Source organism: Bifidobacterium sp. ESL0690 (genome assembly GCF_029392315.1).
Classification (GTDB): Bacteria; Actinomycetota; Actinomycetes; order Actinomycetales; family Bifidobacteriaceae; genus Bifidobacterium.
The window spans coordinates 861,315-882,843 of record NZ_CP113939.1; the positions used below are offsets into that span (position 1 = coordinate 861,315).

Consider the following 21,529-nt stretch of genomic DNA (forward strand, 5'->3'; position numbering starts at 1 on the left):
TCGTGGCGTCTTTTATGAAAAGTGCGACGACGGGACCTAGTAGCGGACGGAGTAGGAGTTCGGTTTTGAGCGAGCCACGATTGCAGGAAGAGCCGCGTGAAGGCGTACCTGAAGTGACCGATACGCTCGACGGATTCCGCGAGGCCTGCGATAGGTTAGCTGCTGGCAATGGTTCACTGGCCGCCGATGCTGAGCGTGCTTCCGGCTATCGTTACGGTCATGAGGATTGGCTGGTGCAGTTCAAACGCACCGGTTCAGGTATCGTCCTGTTCGATCCGATAGCTCTGAACAAAGCGGGAGCGGACTGGAACGAATTCAACCGTGCCGTCGGTGATACCACATGGATCATCCACGATTCCCTGCAGGATTTGCCCGGTTTCACCGATTTGGGGATGAAGGTCCGCGATCTTTTTGATACCGAAATCGCCGCAAGGCTGCTGGGGCTGAAGCGTTTCGGCCTGGCCGCGGTCACCGAACATTATCTTGGTATTACATTGGCAAAGGAGCATTCCGCTGCCGATTGGTCGTATCGTCCTCTGCCTAGAGATTGGCGCAATTACGCGGCGCTAGACGTCGAGCTATTGATCGAACTCGAAGCGAAAATGCGTGCCGACTTGAAAAAGGCCGGCAAAATGGAATGGGCTAACGAGGAGTTCAGCCATGCGCTCGCTCAAGGTACCGGCCCGCAAACGCCTCATCCGGTGCCGTGGATGCGCATTTCTCACTTCACTGCTCTCGGCCACGACAGGCGTGGCCAGGCTGTGGCCAAAGCCCTCTGGGAGAAACGAGATGAGCTTGCCCGCGAACACGACATCGCCCCGACCCTGCTCCTAAGCGATGCCGCCATCATCGAGGCCGCGCAGAAGAAGCCGCACAACGCCCGACAGTTCCGTGCCATCCGCAGCCTGAACGAGCGCGTGCGCATCCACATGGGTAACGAGCAGGACAAGATGTTCGAACGGTATGCGCCCATCCAGCGCTCCATCAAGCCCAGCGTATGGAAAGACACCATCCAGGAAGCTCTGAAGCTTAAGCCAAAAGATTGGCCGGAACCCCCGGCACCTCCGCAGGAAGCCCAGGCCAACGCGCCGCGTTCGATGAAATATTGGTCTGTTCATCACCCGGATCGTTTCGCCCGCCTCAAGAAAGTCCGTGCCGTCATCGCCCAGATCGCCGATGACACGAGGACTCCGCCGGATGTGGTCATCAAGCCGCAGATCATCCGCAACCTTTGCTGGCAGGATAATGCAGCGGAGCTTGATATCCCCGAATTTCTGCGCGAGCAAGGGGCGCGGCAATGGCAGATTGCGCTTGTCTCCGAGTCCGTAAGTCGCGTTATCATATGAGGGTTGCCTAAAGGCAGAAGTAGTTGGAATTATCGTCAGGAGCACTAGCGTGAAAATCAGCGTGAGGAATCTCGAGCCCACCAAGGTGAAGCTCACCGTCACCGTCGATCCGGAAGAGTTCGACCCCTATCTTGATCAGGCCCGCAAGGAAATCGCCAAGCAGATCAGCGTCCCGGGCTTCCGTAAGGGCCATGTGCCCGGCAAGATCATTGACCAGCGCGTCGGCTTCGGTGCCGTCGCCGGTGAGGCCGTCAACAGCGCCGTCCCGGAGCTCTATTCCAAGGCTCTCGAGGAGAAGAAGATTCGCCCGATGGCTCAGCCTGAGCTTGATGTCAAGGAACTGCCGACCAGCGAAAAGGACGACACCAAGGTGAAGTTCATCGCCACCGTCGAGCGCCGCCCCGAAATCGAGCTGCCGAAGCTCGACGGCATGACTCTTGAGGTCCCGAAGACTGAGGTCACCGATGAGGACGTCGACAAGCGTCTCGACAACCTTCGTCAGCGTTTCGGCACCCTCGTGGGCGTCGATCGTCCTGCCAAGAAGGGTGATTTCGCCAACATCGACCTCGACGCCCAGATTGACGGCGAGTCCGTCGATTCCCAGGAAGGCGTGAGCTACGAGCTCGGCAGCGGCAAGCTGCTCGATGGCATCGACGAAGCACTCGACGGCCTGTCTGCCGGCGAGGAGACCACCTTCGAAGGCACGCTGGAAAGCGGCGATCACGAAGGTGAGAAGGCCCAGATCAAGGTCAAGGTCAACTCCGTCAAGGCTGAAGAACTGCCGAAGCTCGACGACGACTTCGCTCAGGAAGCTTCCGAGTTCGACACCCTTGACGAGCTCAAGGCCGACATTCGCAAGCAGTGCGAGCGTGACAGCGAAGGCCGCCAGGCCAATGAGGCTCGCGATGCGTTCCTCGATGCGCTGAAGAAGGACGTGGAGATTCCGCTGCCCGCAGGTGTTCGCAAGGATATGGTTGAGGACCGCCTGAAGCAGGTCACCGCCGATCCAGACAAGGCCACCGACGAGCAGAAGAAGGAAGCCGAAGAGGCCACCGACAAGGAGCTCAAGGACCAGATTGTGCTCGACACCTTGGCCGAGCAGCTCGACGTCAAGGTCTCCCAGATGGACGTCACCAACTTCCTCGCCTCCATCGCCCAGCAGTACGGCATGGATCCGAGCGCCTTCATCAACGCCATCGTCCAGAACGGCCAGCTCGGCTCCGCCGTTCAGGAAGTCGGCCGTTCCAAGGGTCTGCTTGCCGGCATGCGCGCCGTCAAGTTCACCTGCGACGGCAAGGATCTCGACCTGACCCCGTTCCTCGGTGAGGATGAGGCCGTTGAAGATGCCGAAGAGAACGAAAGCGTCGAGGCCGCATCCGCCGCTGCCGCCGTCGCCGACGAGCTTTCCGACCAAGACAAGTCCGAGTGAAATCGCAGTAGCGACTGATCTCTGATTAAAATTTCTGAAAGGGAGTTCGGGGTTCGCCCCGGCTCCCTTTCTGCATGCTCGACGTTCGTGTTTCGGTGTTGGCATTCGAATTCGAAATCATGTGATGCCATAGAAATTTCGTGGCTATGAGCTTTTTGTTTTTTCGGTTGCTTTCCGCTTTGTCGAATGTCAATGATGAACGAACCGAATTGGTCATTGTATATCTCTATTTTTCGCGGGCATGGTTATATTGGTTCCAGACAGTAAAGCCGGAGGTAGCGGAAACTTCGGTGCAAATGAAGATTGCGGAAAGTCGGAAGTACTGGTGGAACAAGAGAAGGATAACAATAGCGGATTGAAGCGGTTGGGCATCATCGCCGCCGTGATATTCCTGCTTGGTGGTGTCGTCGGGGTGAGCTCCGGGCTGCTTGGTTTGATGCTGAGCGGTGTCGAACGCCTGATGCTGGGGTATGTCGAGAATCCGCAGGACCCGAGCCCGTATCAGGTGGCGGCATGGCGACGTATCGCTTCGATCGTGGGCGGGTCGGTTTTCGCCGCGGTTATCTGGTGGCTGCTGCGCACCAAAACCACCAAAGTACCGTCGGTCAAAAAAGCCGTGGCGGGGGAGCGGATGCCGGTCTGGCAGACCACCGTCCATGTCTTGCTTCAGATTTTTATTGTGGGTTCCGGTTCGTCCATCGGCCGCGAGGTGGCACCGCGTGAGTTCGGCGCGATGCTGGGCCAACGCTTCTCGCAACTTTTCCGCTTGAATGACGAAAAAGACCGCAGAACCGTTGTGGCCGTAGCTGCAGCAGCTGGTCTTGCAGGTGTTTACAACGCCCCGCTTGCCGGTACGTTCTTTGCCCTCGAGATCCTGCTTTCCGACATCACCATGGAAACCGTCACTATGGCGCTCGGTACATCGGCAGTATCCGCTTACATCGCCTCGATGATTCGTGGGCGCGGAACTTTCTACGGTATGGCCGCCATGGGTAAATCCACGATTCCAACATTGAGCCTGACACTGTTCGCCGTTCTTGCCGGTATTGTCTGTGGCATCGCCGGCGCGCTGTTCCGCAAAGGCTCGCAATGGGCCGAGGGCAACAAGCCCAAAGGTGCGGGTATCCTTTGGATGATGCCGCTGGCGGCGTTGGCGACCGGCGTCGTGGCGATATGGTTGCCGCAGATTATGGGTAACGGCCGTTCCGTGGCACAATACGCCTTCTCCGCCACCGCTCGCGAGGCCAATGCCTTCGTGCCGATTCTGCTGGCGCTGTTCATCGCCAAAATCGTGCTGACGCTTGGTACCATCCGTTCCGGCGCTTCCGGTGGCGTGCTCCAGCCCGGTATTTCCATCGGAGCGACGCTGGGCGCTTTGCTCGGCTTCGCATGGGTCATCATAAGCCCTGGCGATACCGTCACCGCGTGTGCGCTGGTCGGTGCCTCCGCCCTGCTTGCCGCCTCTCAGCAAGCTCCGCTGATGGCGATGTGCCTGGTGATGGAACTGACGGGAGCCCCAATGGCTTTCTTCGTGCCGGTTGGTATCGGTGTGGCCGTGTCGGCGTTGGTCTCTCGCGGTTTCAACTGCTTTCTTTCTCGTTCTCAGCGCAAAAAACCGAGGGCTGTCGTATAAGTGCGGGTAATATCGTTAACGGTAATAAATACGTGAATATCAAGGAGATACGGTGGCAGGATTGCTGACATCTATGCCGTCGATGGACGAGGGGGATTCGGCCCCCGCCATCACGGATCCGATTTTCAATAGGCTTCTCAAAGAACGCATCATCTGGCTTGGCGATGAGGTCAAGGACTCCAATGCCAACGTCATTTGCGCGCAGATGCTGATGCTCGCGGCCGAAGATCCGAAGAAGGATATCTGGCTCTACATCAATTCGCCCGGTGGCTCGGTTACCGCAGGCATGGCCATCTACGACACCATGCAGCTCATCGAACCTGACGTGGCCACCGTGGCTGTCGGTATGGCGGCTTCCATGGCCCAGTTCCTGCTTTCCAGTGGTACCAAGGGCAAGCGCTTCGCCACCAGCCACACCCGCATTCTGATGCACCAGCCTTCGGGCGGCATCGGCGGAACGGCCACTGATGTGCGCATCAACGCCGAGCTGATCATGGATATGAAGAAGACCATGTCGCAGCTCACCGCCGACCAGACCGGTCACACTCTTGAAGAGATCTATCGCGACAACGAGTACGATCACTGGTTCACCGCCCAGCAGGCGCTGGACTATGGGTTCTTCGACAAGATTGTGACCACGCCGGGCAGCATGCGTACGGAAAAGGCAGGGGAGTGAGTAACATGGCAAGTGAAGAAGCGAAGTTTGTAGCTCGTGTCGAGCGTCTCGCCGGCCCCCGTGGTGTGGCCGGGTTCGCGCCGCAGAGCCGTTACGTGATGCCGCAGTTCAGCGAAAAGACGCCGTACGGCATGAAGACGCAGGATGCGTATAGCCGCCTGTTCGAAGACCGCATCATCTTCATGGGTGTGCAGGTGGACGACACCTCCGCCGACGACATCATGGCCCAGCTGCTCGTCTTGGAGAGCCAGGACCCGAACCGCGACGTGATGATGTACATCAATTCTCCCGGCGGCTCCATGACCGCGATGACGGCAATTTACGACACGATGCAATACATCAAGCCAGATGTGCAGACCGTTTGCCTTGGACAGGCAGCTTCTGCTGCGGCCGTCGTTCTTGCAGCCGGAACCAAGGGCAAGCGCCTGATGCTGCCGAACGCTCGTGTGCTGATCCACCAGCCTGCCATCGATCAGGGAGCCGGCAAGGCCACCGAAATCGAGATTCAGGCCAAGGAGATGCTGCGTATGCGTGAATGGCTCGAGAACACGCTGGCTAAGCACACCGGCCAGTCTGCCGAGCGTATCCGCAAGGACATCGAGGTTGACACCTTCCTGACGGCTCAGGAGGCCAAGGACTATGGCATGGTCGACGAAGTGCTCGCCAACCGCAAGTAGCTTGTAGCTCTAACGGTAGCGATAACCACATCGGTTATGCCGCGATTTGCCGTGTAGATTTATAACAAAAACGATTCGATACCCCTTGCGTTCGCGCGCGAGGGGTATCGTCGTAATCGGATGTCGCCGTAGAAGAGAACGGCGAGCGAACGGCCTGAATAAAGGCCGGGTTGAAAGCGCATGACGCGGTAAGGAGAAGGCATGGGCGACGTGGTGGACTATAACGACTCCGTCCCACACTGCGGATTCTGCGGTAAAAGCGAACGTCAGGTACGCAAGCTGGTCACCGGCCAGGGCGCGGCGATTTGTGACGAATGCATCGCCCAATGCGTCGAGCTCATCAGGGACGACAACGACAAAGACGTCAAGATCAACGCGCTGAACCTACCTAAGCCTTCTGAAATATACGCCTACCTCGACCAGTACGTCGTCGGGCAGCCGCAGGCCAAGCGTACCCTTTCGGTGGCCGTCTACAACCATTACAAGCGCGTCAACATGGAGATGGGCGAGGGCGGTCGTGCAGTCGGAGCCGGTATGGGCAAGGCGGCTGCCGCGTCGGGCGCGGCACGCAAGTCCGGTGCTGCTGGAAACGGCAAGACGGGTTCTGCCAAGCGCTCCGGCAAAGGCGACACTGATCCGCTGGCTGATGTGCAGGTGGCGAAGTCCAATATTTTGCTACTTGGGCCCACAGGTGTCGGCAAGACCTACTTGGCCCAGACGCTCGCCCGCGTGATGAATGTGCCGTTCGTTATCGTGGATGCTACCACGCTGACTGAGGCCGGCTATATCGGTGACGATGTGGAGAGCGTGCTGCAGCGGCTCCTGCAGGCCGCAGACGGTGACGTTGACCGTGCCCAGCATGGCATCGTCTATATCGATGAGATTGACAAGATTGCACGCAAAAGCGGCGAAAGCACTTCGCTGACCCGCGATGTGAGTGGGGAAGGTGTACAGCAGGCGTTGCTGAAGATTCTTGAAGGCACGATTGCATCTGTACCACTGGAAGGTGAAGGCACGCGCAAGCATCGTGACCAGAACACGGTCAAAATGGATACGCGCGACATCCTTTTCATATGCGGCGGCGCGTTCGTCGGTCTCGACAGCATCGTGCGCAAGCGGCTTGGGGCACAGGAAAGCGGGTTTACCGCGACACTACACGAGCATGATGAGAGCAAGGCCGATCTGCTGCGTCAGGTCGATGCCGATGATCTGGGTGATTTTGGTTTGCTTCCCGAATTTATTGGCAGACTGCCGGTCGTGAGTGTGCTGGACGAGCTCACCGAACAGGATCTGCGCGACATCCTCGTGCGTCCGGCCAACGCGCTGGTCAAGCAATACCGCAAGCTGTTCGCCGTCGACGGGGTCAAGCTTTCGTTTACCGATGAAGCCATTGCTGCCATTGCTGCGAAGGCCATCCGGGAAGGCACTGGCGCCCGCGGGCTGCGCTCCATCATCGAAAAGACGCTTGAGGAAACCATGTTCCAGCTTCCGGAGATGAATGATGTTCAGCAGGTCATCGTTGACGCTTCCGCTGTCAGCGGTGAGGGCGTGCCGAAGATGGTCGTTTCGTCGTCCTCGTCCAGCCGTTCGTCGCGTCGCGGCAAGATACACGCGTTCGGATAAGCAGAATTTTGCCATCATTGCAGCTGCGGTATGTTGTCTGAGTTTGATTGTGCCCCGATGAAGAGTTGTCGATTGACAATACCTGTTGTACCAATCCGTTTTGCCTTGGTGGTGAGGTTGTTCCGATATTTGTAATACTGCGATTTATCTGCGCGACACGCCTAGCTTGCGTGAATCGGGCACTTACGTTATATTAGATGAGTTGTCAAAAACAAGGTTCTTGACACTGCGCACGTAGCCCAATGGATTAGAGCAGCTGACTACGGATCAGCAGGTTACAGGTTCGAATCCTGCCGTGCGCACAGATTAATCCGCGGAATCGCAAGGTTCTGTGGATTTTTTCGATTCTGTTGGCGACAACGTGGTGATTGCAGTGAGGCAAGTGGCAAGAAAGCACTTGTTGCAGACACCATCGTTGAGCGTCTTTGTAGCTCGCTGCACTGCTGCTTTCTGTGGTTGTGGAATCGGTGATGGACTGGCTGCAGGTTGGCTTGTAAATCGGAGTGAACGATTGTGTTGGGATGGAGAGATGAGAATGCAATTGTCTTTGTTGCCGTCGCTTTATACGCCGCGTCGGCGTCTACCGTTTGAGCCATATTGTGCACCGTCAACCTCTGGTCCGGTTTCGTCGGAGATATCTGCTTGCGACGTGTATGACTATGATTTGACTCTTGATATGGTGCGGGATGCCACAAATCTGCTGAGAGACCGGGGTGGGAATCCCAGAAATGTGTTGCTGCCCGGTCTGGTGGGTAGTTTTCTTCTGACGGTGTTGGGAATCTGTGTGCATGATACGGCCTTTGATGACGGCGAGGCTCCTATGTGGTATTTTTCCATGCTGTTTTGTGGTGGTGGCGGTCTGTTTCTTCTCTGCGTTTATCTAGCCCCCTCTTTATCGAAGAGAATGGGATGGGTGAGGGATCGTTTCAATCCTAGTCTTCTGTCGTTCGGCTATGTGGGTCCATACGGGCATCTGGAGCCGGAATTGCTACGCAAGGCAGGTTTGTCGGTGCGGTGTCGAGCAGTGCTGTCTGATGTCGGGGTGACTTGGCTGTGTCTTGGAGCAAACGGCACGCGGGTTCTGAAGTTCGTGTGGGCGGATTGTGACCGTGTGTGCGTGTGCAGGTCGTGTGTTGTGCTGGCTGATACAAAGGCCTCTAGTGGGTTCGATGCGGTGGTGTTGCCGTTGTCGGCGATTGGCGATGTGGACGGGTTCTTGAGGGTCTGTTTGGAGAGGGCGCGTGCCATGGATGCCGAGCCGATGGTGGCGGTCAAAGGCGGCCGTTGGTCGGATGACCGAGGCTTGGTCGCCCGCTGGTATAAAGGGACGCAGAAAAATGAAGTTGCGGAACTTTCCGGCAGCGGATATCCGTCACGGAATCGTTCAGAGGAAATCAGGAAACAGGCAGGTACGACAAAGCGTATCTGTGCGCAGCCGTTTGATGAGTCGGCGTTGCCTCCGGACTCGGTTGTCTATGACTACGATCTGACATTGAGCGTGGCCGAGGATTCCGCGTACATGGTAGCTGGCGGGTTCGAGTATGCCCGGCACAGGTTCGTGTTTTGGGATGTCCTTGTCTGCATCATACTTGGAACCACGTTCGATCTTGATATCGGAATTGATATCGGACTTGATATGTCTGATGATTTCTTCTGGGGCCGTATCATCCTTGAAATTCTGGCGTTCGTAGGCTTGGGAGTGGTCTTTTACATCTTGTTTGTTGTCTTGCTTAAAAGAGTAGTCGTTCCGTGGTCGCTTCGTTTGGATCGGGATATCACGTTGTTCGGGTTCACTCGGCCGGCGCGGCGCATGGATTTGGTGCGTGGCTTGAACCGGTCGGCGCATTGCCGTGTGGTGTTCACAGATGAAGAAGTGAAATGGACGCGGTCCGGACCGAGAAGGACCGAGGTCTCCCGATTCGCTTGGAAGGACTGTAATCGGTTGTATGTATGCCGGTCATGCGTCGTGATTAGCAATGTAGAGGTCGACAGAGGCTTTGGCGGGGTCATCTTGCCGCTCTCCGCGATTGGCGATGTCAACGGGTTCATTCGCATGTATGAGGATCATGTACGTGGTGTGGGTGCCAGTCCATCCGTGATAGTCGATGGCGGCAGCTGGTCTGATAGGAGGGGCTTTCAGGCCCGTTGGAATCGCAAACTTTCCCGCAGCAAGGACAGGGCATGATAATGACTGGTGCATTCACGGAGATGAGAAAGGAATGGACGCCGGAATCGGTGAGTGGTGTGGGATTCACTTCCGAGCATTTGGCCACGTTGATCGGGGGAGCGGATTACGCGCGGTGCGCGGTACCGGTCGATCAGGTCCCGTTGGGCTATGTCGGGGAGCAGGACACGCTTGACGAGATGAGGGAGGATCTGGTGGCTTCGTATGAGGGGCTGGGCTTGGTCGACCGCGATGGAAACCCGTGCCCGGCGCTGGCGCATGTGCTTGATCCGATTCGCGATTGCCGTTTCGACGTGGCCGACGGGTTCATACCCGATGTCGCTCCTATGATAGAGAAGGGGTTGGCGCTGCACAACAACGAGTCCCTAATCCTCGATGATGTCGACGATGATGACAGTGATGATAGTCAACCTGACGAGCGGACGTTCTGTGTGTGCTTCGGCAGGCGCTCGGCCACGATGATCTGCCGGACATTTTCGGCGGACCGGCCCGGTTACGCGTTGCTCGACCTGGGAGGACCCGAGAATTGGGAGGAATCGTTCATGAAGGCCACCCATCTGGCCCGGCTATGGCGCTATTCGAAGAAGCCTAACGGATTTTCGGTAGATGCTTCTGCGCAAGAGGACGAGCTTGTTTCGCACATGCTGGATGGTGACATTCATGCGGCCAAGAGCTGCGAGGCCGTGCATCCGGAGTTCCGAGGACGTCTGAGCGAGTTGGCGGACGGACTGATGAACCCTGATCGTTTCGGCTATAAGTACGGCATCAAGAAAATTCGCTATGAATCGGGGACAATGGTGTCACACGACTACCGCCGCACGTGGCTGGGCGGTGACAGTCAAGAGCGAGACAGGCGCTTTGGTCCGGAGCCGTATACGGCCTCGATTATCGTTCCCAAGCTGGGAGTGGTGTATTCGAGTACTTTCATGCCTCCGGATGACGCACATTCGGTATGGCTGCGTAATGGCTGTTGTATCAGTTCGCGTTTTGAGTTTGTCGGTTCGGGAAGTGTGCTCGAGCGATTGACCGGCATACCGCAGTCGCAATGGTTGGAGGATGTGGAAAGCACAAAGACAATAGGCAAGAACCAAGACAGGCCGTCATCATGAATGTCGTCACCAGGTCGAGGAAGTGCCTGACCCGCATTGCTCTAGGTCAGGCCGGCTTCAATTATTGCCTGCGATACCTCCATACGATTGCCACTGCGCAGCCTGTCACAGCCACGAGCAGCACATCAACCACCGTGTTATCCGCGTTCGCCGCAAGAACGACGAAAAGTGGCACGATGGCTTGGATGATCTCAGGGGCGTCAAAGCCCTTCTTCCGATTGGACATAGCATGTCCTTTTTATTGTGGCCGCGCCACGACAGGCGCGGCGAGGTCGATACAGCCGGCTGGCTGTACGGTCGCGCAAACCTTGGTGAGGGGCTTGGCGACAATTCCATCCTATCGCGAAATAGGTATTACATAGAGTAGATGGTATACTGGCTATGTCTGTTGCGGAGGTGACTCACTGGAACCTAGCCGGCGAATAAAGCTTTTATCCGGTGAGGCCGCAATGGATGGGGTGTTTCGATTCATCCCGTTATTATGGCCGCGGGCCCTGGTGTTTGGAAACGAACACCAGGGCCGAGGTGTATCTCGACTCCGGACAAGATTTAGGGTTGGGTTATAGGTCAGAATGTGTGTCTGTAATCGTCTTTGAGGTTGTTTTGTATCACGTACGGTCTATAACCCCAATTTTCATACTGTTATGTCTACCTAGGGGTACAGTTTTCCGTCTTGCGTTGCCGCTGCGAGTTGTCGCGTCTTGTATAGGAAGTACACGAAGTACTTACTAGAAAGGCGGAACAATGAACGTCAATAGTTACGAGAACCGCGGACAATCTGGAAAGCAGCCGAAACTGGCCGTGGCTACCCAGAACCTCGTGAAGACATACGGGGATTTCAAAGCGGTGGATGGTCTGAATCTCAAGGTGCCGATGGGTGGTGTCTACGGCCTGCTTGGTCCCAACGGTGCCGGAAAATCCACCACGATGAAACTGCTGTTGGGGCTCACCTCGCCGACCTCCGGTCAGATGTGGATGCTCGGGCAGCAGATTGACAGCAAACGCGGTGGAAATAACCGTATCCAGCCGGGGCGCGTCGGCTCGATGATTGAAGGACCGAGCTTCTATCCAGGCTTGTCCGGTTTGGATAACTGCCGCATGGTTGCGGACTATCTTGGTCTGCCGGTTTGCGCAGCCACTCAGGTGCTGGCTCAGGTCGGTCTGAAGGGTCACGAGGACAAGAAGGCGAAGGATTATTCGCTGGGCATGAAGCAACGCTTGGGCATCGCCATGGCTCTGATTTCGAGACCGGAATTGCTGTTACTTGATGAACCGACGAACGGCTTGGATGCCGAGGCCGTTGTTGAGGTTCGCGAGATGATTATGAATCTGGCGGCTTCAGCAGGGGTCACTGTCATCATTAGCAGTCACATCCTCTCCGAAATCGAGAAGATGGCACCGGTGGTCGGCATCATCGCTGCAGGTCGTCTGCTGTATCAGGGTTCTTTGGACGATTTGCGCGAGCAGGGGCATATCGATATCCGCGTCTCCGACCCGAAAAGTGCTGCGGACGTGCTTAGCCAAAGCGGCATGCCTTATCAGCTCATACCGCAGACAGGCGAGCTGCAGATTCCGGAATGTTCGGATGGCCGGATTGCCGGTTTGGTTTTGCAAATGGTTAATAGGAACATCGCGGTCTACCGCGTCGCCTCCGAACGCAAAAGTCTCGAAGAAGCGTTCCTCGAGTTGGTGGAAAGTCCGCAAAATCAGCAATCACAAAGTGAACAGAACAATCGCGTCAATCAAGCATCGATAACGATGGCATACGGAAGCAAAACGACCCAGATGGCAGCGAATATCGGCAATATGTCAACTATGGCGAATCGGAATGTTTCCGGATTCCGACCATATCCCAACGTCAGCTTGATGTCGGTTTCGGGAGGTGTGCGATGAGTGACTGCGTGATAAGATTCAGTCCATACGACAATCCGTATTACAATCAATCGGTTCCGAGAACCCCTGTAAACACAACCAGCAAGAAAAGCGGCATGCCCGTATTCACCGCAATCCGCATGGAACTGCGCAAGCTCAAAGGGTCATCGTTCTGGTGGATGGCGGCGGGCATGGCATTGCTGACCTCGGCATGGTCAGGGGCAGCGTTCATGAAACGGGTCGGCGGCAACTCTACGCTTCGTACCGTTTTGCTCGCCGACAACGAGCCATACACCTTCATCAGCTTGATGGCACCGATTCTGGCTGCGCTGCTGACCAGTCGCTTGGCAGTGATGGAGACGGGTGGGCGGATGAACCTCAAATGGCTGTCGTTGGGCCAATCAGAAGTGATGAGGTTCCTGGCCAAGTTTGTGGTCGCGGGGCTGGCGCTCGCGACGTGCTTCATCATTCCTCTGGTGTGGATTCCTGTGGCCGCGAAGGCGAAAGGTTTTGGTTTTACCGGAAGTTTTGCGAGCCTGTTGATTCTGACATCGCTGATTGCGCTGTTCTCATCGCTCGCGGTCACGGCCGTCCAATTGCTGATTTCCATGGTCGTCGGCAAACAGGCCGTGGGACTTGGAATCGGTGTCATCGCCGGCTTGATTGGTTCCGGACTGATTGCAATGGGCAAGCCGCAGCTTGGCTGGCTGTTTCCCGCCGGCATCAGTTCCGCCGCCGATCCTTTCGTGAGCAAAGCCATGGCGAATGGATATGCCAGCGTGACGATGGCCGGCAATCCGTGGGTTCGAGCGGTAGTAAGTTTTGGCGTATGTGCGTTTTGGGTCGTTGTTTCGGCGTTGGCCATCAAGATAAGGGAGTCAAAGCGATGAATGGAAATGAGAGAGCAAACAGATTAGCGATGCTGCAGCGACAAAAGACAATGAATGGCAACATGATGATGAACAGACAAGTGACAATGAACGGGCTGGTAGGCGACGCCCAAAATACGTCCAGCGTGGTCTCTCCGAGATTCACTGATGGTAGCGGAGAAGCGACAAGGTGTCCATCCAAACCTTCGATAATCGCAGCACTCCGTTGGGAAATACAGAAAGCGGGCAACTTGTGGTACTGGATCGCGACGGCGCTCTTTGGCCTCATCGGCATGTTCAACGGGTGGAGCCAGTATGTCGACTATCACAAGGATTTTCAAGCTCAAGGTGTGACGTGGGCGGCGGTATGGGGTCAGGCCATCCTGTTACCAAGCATGGTGTTCATGCCGATTCTGGTCGCGGCGTTCGCCTCCCAGATCGAATCCAACGAGCACGTCGGCCGCAACTGGCAGCGTCTCAACGCCAGCGGCACGGCGTCGGCGGCGGTTACGGGCAAGATGTTGCACGGCTTGCTGGCCTCGGTTTTGACTTTGGCGGTTTTCGAGGCTGAATTCTTGATAGTCGGCAAAGTGCTGCTTGGCTTCAACTTGCGTGAGGTCGGCCCGTTCCTGCTTCGTGGCGTTCCGATGACCTTGGCGGTCTGGGCGATTATGACTCTGACCCAGGCGATTTCGGCGAAATTCGAATCATTCGCCGGCACTATGAGCGTGGTCTTGGTGCTCACCTTGATTGGATGTGTGCTGTCGCTTATTATCCCCTCACTGGCGTTGGCCTATCCTTTTTCACTGATCACTGGTGCCTCGGCCGCTCGAGATTTGGGCAATATCGCGTCGGTGGGTTCCATCTTGGCGGCAACGCTGATGGCTGCGTTCTGGGTCATCGTCGGTGGACTGATGTTTCGCAGGCTTACCCGTAAAGCCGTGTGATGATGCCCAAAGTTATACGCCAAAACCGTCATAATGGAATGGAACGGCACACAATCAGAATCGGTGAGGAGGCTGACATGAGTGCGGCAATGTTGACAGACCGGATTCGTCAGGCTTGGTCACGGATAAACGGTGCCCACATCCTTGCCGTGCTCTGCGCTCTCTACGAAACCGTAATCGTGACACGTTTGATGCTGGTTCCCGGCATTGCGAATGAGACATTGCGATTGGCGATGGCGACTAGGGCATGGGCAATGCCGGTATTCGTCCTTATTGTCATCGTGGCGGTTGTTGGAATTTGGTTCTGCCGCCGTTGGCCGCTATGGATATTGCTGGCGGAAACCGGCTTGTTTATGCTTGTCTCGGCGCTTTATGGCTCGGCATTCAGCTATCTGTCGCTGCCGTGGGCGATTGCCTTGTATTTTGCCGCCGTAGGAATCGAGAGCCTGCCATCGCGGATATGTGGGCTGGTCGCTGCTGGTCTGTTGGGATTGGGCAGCGTGGTTTTGGCGACTGTATGGCATCAAGATGCCGAATTGACCAACTTTTTGTACCCATTTGTCCTGCTCTACGTTGTCTTCATTGCAATGGGACTGATAGTGAGAAGCTATCGAGAACGTCGGCGATCCGAGCATGAGTTACGCGACGAGCAAGTTCGTGGCGAAAAATTGGCGCTGCAGCGTGACAGGGTCATGAGACAGTCGCGTATAGCAGCGGAACTTCACGACAGTGTCGGCCATGATCTGACCGCCATCATTGCCCTTTCCGAAGGACTGGACGGTGTCAGTGACAAGCCTGAGATGAACGATGCTATCAATATGATCAACGATTTGGCTAGGCAAGGGCTTACGGATACGAGAACCGCTGTAAAGGCGCTGCAGCCAGGTGAACATGTTGATGGTGATAAGAACGTGAATCAGGAAAATAACCATGGTTTCGAGCAAACCGCTGGTGATATTGTCCAAAATGGTAAACAGGACAGCAATGTCGCCATGTCGTCTGCTCAAGTTGAGCTGCACAATTGGGATGACATCAATCCCATACTGGATCATTCCCGTCAAATCGGCATCACTACGGCCTTGACGGAAACCGGACGTCGGCCGCAGGACCCACAGCAGGCAGATTTGAGTTTTACTGTTACCCGAGAATCCATTACCAACGCTATTCGGCATGGGCAGGGTGTCGATAGAATCGTCGTTTCCTGGGACCATGACAAGCAAGATGGCATTGCCATTACCGTGCGGGACAATGGAAAATCAATTGATAAACCGGGCCAAAATGGAAGAAGTTTATCTGAATCTGGTACAGAAAACGGCAAAATTGAGGCAAAATCAGGCGAATATAGCGATGGCACGGGATTGACGAGACTCAAGAAAAGCGTCGAACGGGTGGGCGGTACGTTTGCCGCTGGACCGGACACTGATGGCTGGATGGTGAAGGCGTACATTCCTTCGTTGATGAATTCTGTCGACAAGCAATCGCAGGGAGTTGAACAGAGATGATTAGCGTCATGATTGTGGACGATCAGCGTCCGGCCAGAATGGGGTTTGCACTGATGGTCGCCAAAGATCGCGAGCTTCAGGTGGTCGGGCAGGCGGAAAACGGACAGGCGGCGCTTGACATGCTCGTTTCATTGAGTGCGGCCGATAAACCGCTGCCGGATGTGTTGCTTATGGACGTGCGGATGCCCGTCATGGATGGCATTGACGCGACTGCCGCCGTTAAACAGCGGTATCCGAACATCAAGATTTTGATGCTGACCACCTACGATCAGGACGATTACGCATTCGGGGCGCTGGGAGCAGGTGCCTCCGGTTTTCTTTTAAAAGATGTGCATACGGCCGATCTGTGCCGCGCCATTCATTCGGTCTATGAAGGTGATGCGATTTTGACACCGCGGATCACCGGTGAAGTCATCAAACGGGGGATTTCGAAGGCAAACGCCAAAGCCGAACAAGCTGAGTTGCGCGAGGGTTTCGCAACGCTTGGCAGACGCGAGTTTGAAGTCGCTTCGTTGGTAAGCGAAGGCTTGACCAATACCGAAATCGCGGAACGCCTGAGCATCCAACCTGATTCCGTCAAAAAGACGGTAAGCCGCATTCTTGCCAAGCTCGATGCCCGAGAGCGCGTCAACATAGCCGTCCTCTGGTACAAGGCCGGTATGGATAATCTTTGATATTTGAAAATCAACGAAGTTCCATATGGTTTGACATCGATAATTCAATAATCTTGATACAGGTTTTGGAATAGTTCGAAATTCGTGAATGCGACAGCGGTGAGGAAGCCATGTCAAGTGATGGAAAGCATCGTGGAAAACAAAGATTCATAATGTTTCAATTTGGAATCATGATGGTTACCCGACCTAGTGATGCTACGATGAAGAAGTTGTTGCTGACAATGTTGGGTCATTGAGAACAAGAAAGATTACACATGTGCGCATCGGAGAATCCTGTCGAAGGTGACGGAAAGTTGGAATCGAAGCAGCGTACCCGCGGCAAACTGCTGATGGTGTGCATGCCGTATCAGGGGCATATCAATCCGACTCTGGCAACGGTTCGCGCGCTGGTCGCCGACGGTTGGAGCGTCACCTATATCTGTGACCCGCGGTGGAAACGGCAGGTTCAGGAATCGGGGGCGACGTTCGTACCTTACGATGATTATTCCAGCAATCCAGGCAAGTTCGAACGCACGATCCAGGCACCCGAAAAGGCTGATAACACGGTGTTACGGGTTGGCCGCGAGTCGCATTTCGACGCATTCCTGTACGAGGGTCTGTTGGTTGCCGGTAAGGCTTTGGCGGACAAGCTAGAGCTTCCGTCGATTCGCTTGTATTCGACATTCTGTTATAATCGTGACATTCTTAACCGTCTTGCCGGTGCGAGCAAGGGATTTCATCTGACGTCGGTCCTGCGCAGCCAGAAATTCCTGCGTCTGATGTCGTCGAGTACGCGGCGCAGGGGACTGATGGAGACCGAAGATTTCGTCAGCGAGATGGTTGATAACCCGCCGACGCTGACCTACACGTACACGTCGCGATCGTTCCAGATCGACGGCGATTCCTTCCCGCAGAAGCAGTATCGTTTCATCGGTCCTTCGTTGGATGGTCGGGAAAACCAAAAGCCGAGCGCTGATTTGGCGTCGGTACTGGAGCAAGCTGAAGGCAGGCCAATTATCTATGCTTCGCTTGGCACGATTTTCAATACCTTCCTGCCGTTCTACCGCGCGGTCCTTGGCGCTTTCGGAGGCAAGGACGTTACGGTCATCCTATCTGTCGGGCACAATTTCAAACGCGACAAACTCGGCGAGATACCGGACAATATTCATATCTACGAATCGGTGGAACAGCTTTCCGTGCTGCGCAAGGCCTCGGTGTTCCTGACCCACGGTGGTATGAACAGTGTCAACGAAGCTTTGTATTACGGTGTGCCGCTAGTTGCGGTGCCGATGGCGGATGACCAACCGGCAGTCGCCGCAAGGCTTGCGGAACTTGGATTGGGTTTGAGACTTGATAAGCGTTCGATTTCGGCGCAATCGCTTTACGACGCCGTGACGAAAGTCATGTCCAGCAAAGAAACCGCCGAACGTGTCAAGTCGATGAGCCGTGACATGCACGAAGCCGGCGGCAATGCACAACTCGTCAAAGATTTTGATGAATTGTTGGCGGAACAATCTCATTGATGCGTCTTCAGCATGGCAGCTCAGCTATATATGTCAGCAGGCAATAAGCGGCGTGATAAGAAGAATTAATCCACGAACCGCAGTTCTCGGCGCGCGACGTCCCCAAGCTGATGATTCGAATCCGGATTTTCTCCTCCGCTTCGTCTAATGGATGCTAAAAGTGAAAGGCGCTTGTCGCTGGTATTCGGTTCGAGATAAGCGCTGGTATCGCTATTGCCGGTATCGGTGTCGTCCGACTGGTCGGCCTCATCCGAATCATCAGCGTTGCTAATCGACCGGCAGGTCTTCTTCGCACCGTTGACCACATCGACACGGCATTGGAAGTTGGCCTTGGCCTCTTCTTCCCATTTTTCATCCATGCTGGCGATGTCGTCATTGGCTGCGTCGACTTTGCTTTTGAGTTTTCGTTTCGAAGTCTGAGAGACCTCACCGCCGTCACTGCGATAATAGGCGCAGCCTGAATCGCCGCAGAGTGGCGTCTGGCCTTGGTTGATCGCCGGTCCCGCCGAGGGGATGATGCGGTCGCGCGACGAGTCCGTCGGATCGCTGCCGACGTCATCGGAGTCATACGATGCGTTATAAAGGGTCACGTTTCTCGGCACGACGATGAGGCTGTATTGTAAATTGACTTCCTCGCCGTGGAAATCCTGCAAGGCCCCGTTTTGCAATAGCTGGTATTGGCTTGATGGCAATGTGCCAGGGGAGAAGCAATAGTCGTCTTCGCCTCCCGGACAGTCGGCTAGCCGATATGGTGGATTACTGCCCTCCACCGGATTTTGAGGGGTCACCTTGCCGTTCGAGATTTTCATCCAAGCCCCGCCCGGGTTGGTCCAGGTGCCATCAAGGCTGGAATAGTCGCCGCGTTTGATTTCCGAAAGGTCAATGCCACTGTCCGCAGCCTCTTCATCGTTGGCCTTTTTCTGTTTTTCGGCGGTAGACACCTCGCGTTCGATGGGTTCAAGTACGGCGTCGGCGTCGTTTTTGGAATTGACCAATTTTTTGGCTGCGTCGCTGATATCGTTGGCGCTGTCGCTGACTCTGCGTGACAGGTCATTCAAAGAACGCGTCGCCTGCTTCAGATCTTTGGTCGAAGCGCTGGAAGTGTCTGCGATGGTCGCAGGAGCCTTGGCTTCGGAAAGATTACGGGATGTTTTCAGCGTTTGCCGATAGTCGTCAAGCAAACCGGGATTCTTGACCTGGCCTTTGTGGATGTCCTCGGTATCCCTGTTGGCATGTTTGATGGCTGATTTCAGAGCCGATTTCGTGTCCGCAAAATGATTGACCGCTTTGCCATACTGGGAGACCGCAGCGTCATGGGAATTCGATGAGAAATAATAGAAACCGCCTGCGGCGATGGCCGCCACGACCATGACAAGCACGGCAATGATGATGACGATTCTGGTGGTTTTGCTTTTGTGAGGGTTTGCCGGTGCCGCTCCGCCATTGGGTTGCGGCATACCGCTTGGCAGAGGAACGTTGGTGGGCAGCGGAGGAACGCTGCTGGTCGGCGCGTTATATGTCGTGTTATTGGCTGGAGCGGGATATGGTGGATTTGTACTAGGTTGCGTCCAAGACTGATTGCCACTCATTTGGCGTCCCTTCCTGCTTCAATGACAGTGTTGAAGCCTTCTCCTGCTTAGGACAATAGCATATGGTGAGAATCGTATTTGCGTTGCGTCCGGCAGGTGTGGAAGCGCGAAATCGGATATAGGAGTTCGGAAGCATGATGACGAGGGATGAAGCAGACAGTATTATCGGCGCGAACGGCGACCAGGCGGTTGAGAACAGCAACGGGAACGGCAACGGCGCGCCTGGCGTGGATGGCGTCAATAGTGGCGCTGGTTCTGCCCGTGACGTGCGCTCGTGGGAGACGCATCGCAGCGGGTCGGTGCTGATGCGCGGGTCGATGATTCCCGAGCAGACCCCGGACCAGTCGTTGCTTTCGTTCTCGGGTGAAGGTGACGACAACTCTGATACGGATGGAAGCGATGGCTCGAGCGCGAACAACGCCGCGCCTGAGAGCGTTGGGACCGGCCATATCGCTAACGGAAGCGCTTCTGGAACTGCCGGACGTGCGTCAAAATCCCATGGCGGCAAGGATTGGCGGCATGGTGACCCCTGGCGGGTGTTGCGTATCCAGTCGGAATTTGTGGAAGGCTTTGATGCGCTCGCGGACTTGGGCCGTGCGCTGTGCGTGTTCGGCTCGGCACGGGTGAAAGAAGAGGAACCGGAATATCGTCAGGCCATGCGCATGGGTGAAATGGCGGCGCAAAACGGGATTACCGTCATCACTGGCGGAGGCCCCGGCATCATGGAGGCCGCGAACCGCGGGGCTGCCGAGGCCGGTGGCGTCTCGGTCGGGCTTGGCATCGAGCTTCCGCATGAGGAGGGACTCAATCAGTGGGTGAATCTCGGGATGAATTTCCGCTACTTTTTTGTGCGCAAGATGATGTTCGTCAAGTATTCCTCGGCGCTGATCGTCTGCCCTGGCGGTTTCGGCACGCTCGACGAGATGTTCGAGATTCTGACGCTGGTGCAGACCGGCAAGACCTCGCCCAAACCGGTGGTGTTGTTCGATACGCAGTATTGGAAGGGGCTGTTCGACTGGGTTCAGGGGCCGATGCTCGACCGCGGACTCATCTCGAAAGAGGATTTGAAGAAGGTGCAGTTCACCGACGACCCCAAGGAAGCGGTGCGGCTGGCAATCGGCGGAATGACGAAATAACTCGCAGTATCAGCGTTTCACGGCAATCAGCATGCCGGTGCCCGTCGGCGTCAGTGCCTGTTCGAAGCGTTCGTCGTCCTCGACGTTGGTGAGCAACGCGCGCATGGCTTCCGCCTTCCCGTCTCTGGGGTAGGCGAGACCCGACATATCGGTGAAGATGATGCGCCCGCCGACTTTCAGCAAGTTCGCCGCTTCGACGAAGGAAGGCTCGTAGTTCGAGGCGACTCCGGAGACGACGATGAGGTCGTAGGTGCCGGCGTTCAGGCGAGGCAGGAAGACGGTCGGGGAGGTGTTGACGGCGCGAAGCGTGGTGCGGTTATCGACGGAATCGGAAATATCGGCGAAAAGGCTGCGGATCAGCGTGATGCCGCGGGCCGAGGAATCCACGGCCGTCAGCTGCCCGGCGCCGCCTAGGCCTTCAACCAATTGCATTGCTTCGACGATCGAGCCTGTGCCGACACTGATGATGGAGGTCGCGTTGAGCGTGCGGGTGATGAAACGCAGCAGATTGGCCTGTGCTGCGGAACCTTGTGGAAGCTTGGCTTTTTCGGCGTCGGCGCGGGCCTTGCGCAGTACGTCACTTTCGAGACTCAGCGCATGGGTCTCCGCCATTTCCCAAACCTTGGCCATATTCGTATATGTCGTTTTGTTCATCTTCCATCCTGCAGTTGTGCTGTCTACCCGCGTATAGCGGCTGCCGATTACTGGTTTTTATAATACGGCTAGCAATCACCAAAATGGCTTTTTGACACGGTTATTG

18 protein-coding genes and 1 tRNA gene are annotated in these 21,529 nt (G+C 55.9%); 16 read left to right on the forward strand and 3 right to left on the reverse strand.

Annotated elements, in window-relative coordinates:
- Positions 1–14: 14 nt before the first annotated feature.
- The 9 genes from OZX62_RS03450 to OZX62_RS03490 all read left to right on the forward strand — a co-directional run bounded on the left by OZX62_RS03450 (position 15) and on the right by OZX62_RS03490 (position 10,678).
- Positions 15–1,346, forward strand: coding sequence for an HRDC domain-containing protein (locus tag OZX62_RS03450; protein ID WP_277176616.1), 1,332 nt, complete (start codon positions 15–17; stop codon positions 1,344–1,346).
- A 49-nt stretch (positions 1,347–1,395) separates the two neighbouring features.
- Positions 1,396–2,775 carry a trigger factor gene (gene tig / locus OZX62_RS03455; RefSeq protein WP_277176617.1) on the forward strand — a complete coding sequence of 460 codons (1,380 nt, stop codon included), beginning with the start codon at positions 1,396–1,398 and terminating at the stop codon, positions 2,773–2,775.
- Between the two features lie 325 nt (positions 2,776–3,100).
- A complete protein-coding gene (locus OZX62_RS03460; RefSeq protein ID WP_277176618.1) occupies positions 3,101–4,408 on the forward strand; it encodes a chloride channel protein in 1,308 nt (435 codons plus the stop codon).
- 52 nt (positions 4,409–4,460) lie between these two features.
- Positions 4,461–5,084 carry an ATP-dependent Clp protease proteolytic subunit gene (locus tag OZX62_RS03465; protein WP_277162685.1) on the forward strand — a complete coding sequence of 208 codons (624 nt, stop codon included), beginning with the start codon at positions 4,461–4,463 and terminating at the stop codon, positions 5,082–5,084.
- A 5-nt stretch (positions 5,085–5,089) separates the two neighbouring features.
- Positions 5,090–5,761: an ATP-dependent Clp protease proteolytic subunit gene (locus OZX62_RS03470; RefSeq protein ID WP_277176620.1), complete on the forward strand. Its 672-nt coding sequence runs from the start codon at positions 5,090–5,092 to the stop codon at positions 5,759–5,761.
- Positions 5,762–5,962: 201 nt separating this feature from the next.
- Entirely contained in the window at positions 5,963–7,384 is a 1,422-nt protein-coding gene (gene clpX / locus OZX62_RS03475; RefSeq protein ID WP_277176621.1) for an ATP-dependent Clp protease ATP-binding subunit ClpX, read from the forward strand.
- A 228-nt stretch (positions 7,385–7,612) separates the two neighbouring features.
- A tRNA-Arg gene (locus tag OZX62_RS03480) sits at positions 7,613–7,686 on the forward strand.
- 227 nt (positions 7,687–7,913) lie between these two features.
- On the forward strand, positions 7,914–9,569 hold the full coding sequence (locus tag OZX62_RS03485) for a hypothetical protein (RefSeq protein WP_277176622.1): 1,656 nt from the start codon (positions 7,914–7,916) through the stop codon (positions 9,567–9,569).
- A gap of 2 nt (positions 9,570–9,571) precedes the next feature.
- Positions 9,572–10,678, forward strand: coding sequence for a hypothetical protein (locus OZX62_RS03490; protein WP_277176623.1), 1,107 nt, complete (start codon positions 9,572–9,574; stop codon positions 10,676–10,678).
- Between the two features lie 61 nt (positions 10,679–10,739).
- On the opposite strand, the gene OZX62_RS03495 is transcribed toward OZX62_RS03490, so the two are convergent.
- Entirely contained in the window at positions 10,740–10,904 is a 165-nt protein-coding gene (locus OZX62_RS03495) for a hypothetical protein (RefSeq protein WP_277176624.1), read from the reverse strand.
- A 518-nt stretch (positions 10,905–11,422) separates the two neighbouring features.
- Here OZX62_RS03495 and OZX62_RS03500 point away from each other — a divergent pair.
- The 6 genes from OZX62_RS03500 (at position 11,423) to OZX62_RS03525 (ending at position 18,044) form a co-directional block, all read left to right on the forward strand.
- Entirely contained in the window at positions 11,423–12,571 is a 1,149-nt protein-coding gene (locus OZX62_RS03500) for an ABC transporter ATP-binding protein (RefSeq protein WP_277176625.1), read from the forward strand.
- A gap of 95 nt (positions 12,572–12,666) precedes the next feature.
- The gene (locus OZX62_RS03505) at positions 12,667–13,440 is read left to right on the forward strand and encodes an ABC transporter permease (RefSeq protein WP_277176627.1); all 774 of its coding nucleotides are present in this window, start codon (positions 12,667–12,669) and stop codon (positions 13,438–13,440) included.
- Positions 13,441–13,502: 62 nt separating this feature from the next.
- Complete coding sequence (locus tag OZX62_RS03510) at positions 13,503–14,366, forward strand: ABC transporter permease (RefSeq protein ID WP_277176628.1); 864 nt, start codon at positions 13,503–13,505, stop codon at positions 14,364–14,366.
- Between the two features lie 77 nt (positions 14,367–14,443).
- The gene (locus OZX62_RS03515) at positions 14,444–15,868 is read left to right on the forward strand and encodes a histidine kinase (protein ID WP_277176629.1); all 1,425 of its coding nucleotides are present in this window, start codon (positions 14,444–14,446) and stop codon (positions 15,866–15,868) included.
- Positions 15,865–16,542 carry a response regulator transcription factor gene (locus OZX62_RS03520; protein ID WP_277176630.1) on the forward strand — a complete coding sequence of 226 codons (678 nt, stop codon included), beginning with the start codon at positions 15,865–15,867 and terminating at the stop codon, positions 16,540–16,542. The genes OZX62_RS03515 and OZX62_RS03520 overlap by 4 nt, the downstream gene beginning before the upstream one ends.
- Positions 16,543–16,796: 254 nt before the next feature.
- Complete coding sequence (locus OZX62_RS03525; protein WP_277176631.1) at positions 16,797–18,044, forward strand: macrolide family glycosyltransferase; 1,248 nt, start codon at positions 16,797–16,799, stop codon at positions 18,042–18,044.
- Between the two features lie 65 nt (positions 18,045–18,109).
- On the opposite strand, the gene OZX62_RS03530 is transcribed toward OZX62_RS03525, so the two are convergent.
- Positions 18,110–19,633: a DUF6287 domain-containing protein gene (locus tag OZX62_RS03530; protein ID WP_277176632.1), complete on the reverse strand. Its 1,524-nt coding sequence runs from the start codon at positions 19,631–19,633 to the stop codon at positions 18,110–18,112.
- A 134-nt stretch (positions 19,634–19,767) separates the two neighbouring features.
- Here OZX62_RS03530 and OZX62_RS03535 point away from each other — a divergent pair, with 134 nt between their 5' ends.
- The gene (locus OZX62_RS03535; RefSeq protein WP_277176633.1) at positions 19,768–20,769 is read left to right on the forward strand and encodes a TIGR00730 family Rossman fold protein; all 1,002 of its coding nucleotides are present in this window, start codon (positions 19,768–19,770) and stop codon (positions 20,767–20,769) included.
- Positions 20,770–20,778: 9 nt separating this feature from the next.
- Here OZX62_RS03535 and OZX62_RS03540 read toward each other — a convergent pair whose 3' ends face one another.
- Positions 20,779–21,423, reverse strand: a complete 645-nt coding sequence (locus OZX62_RS03540) for a methyltransferase (RefSeq protein ID WP_277176634.1) — start codon at positions 21,421–21,423, stop codon at positions 20,779–20,781.
- Positions 21,424–21,529 lie beyond the last annotated feature (106 nt).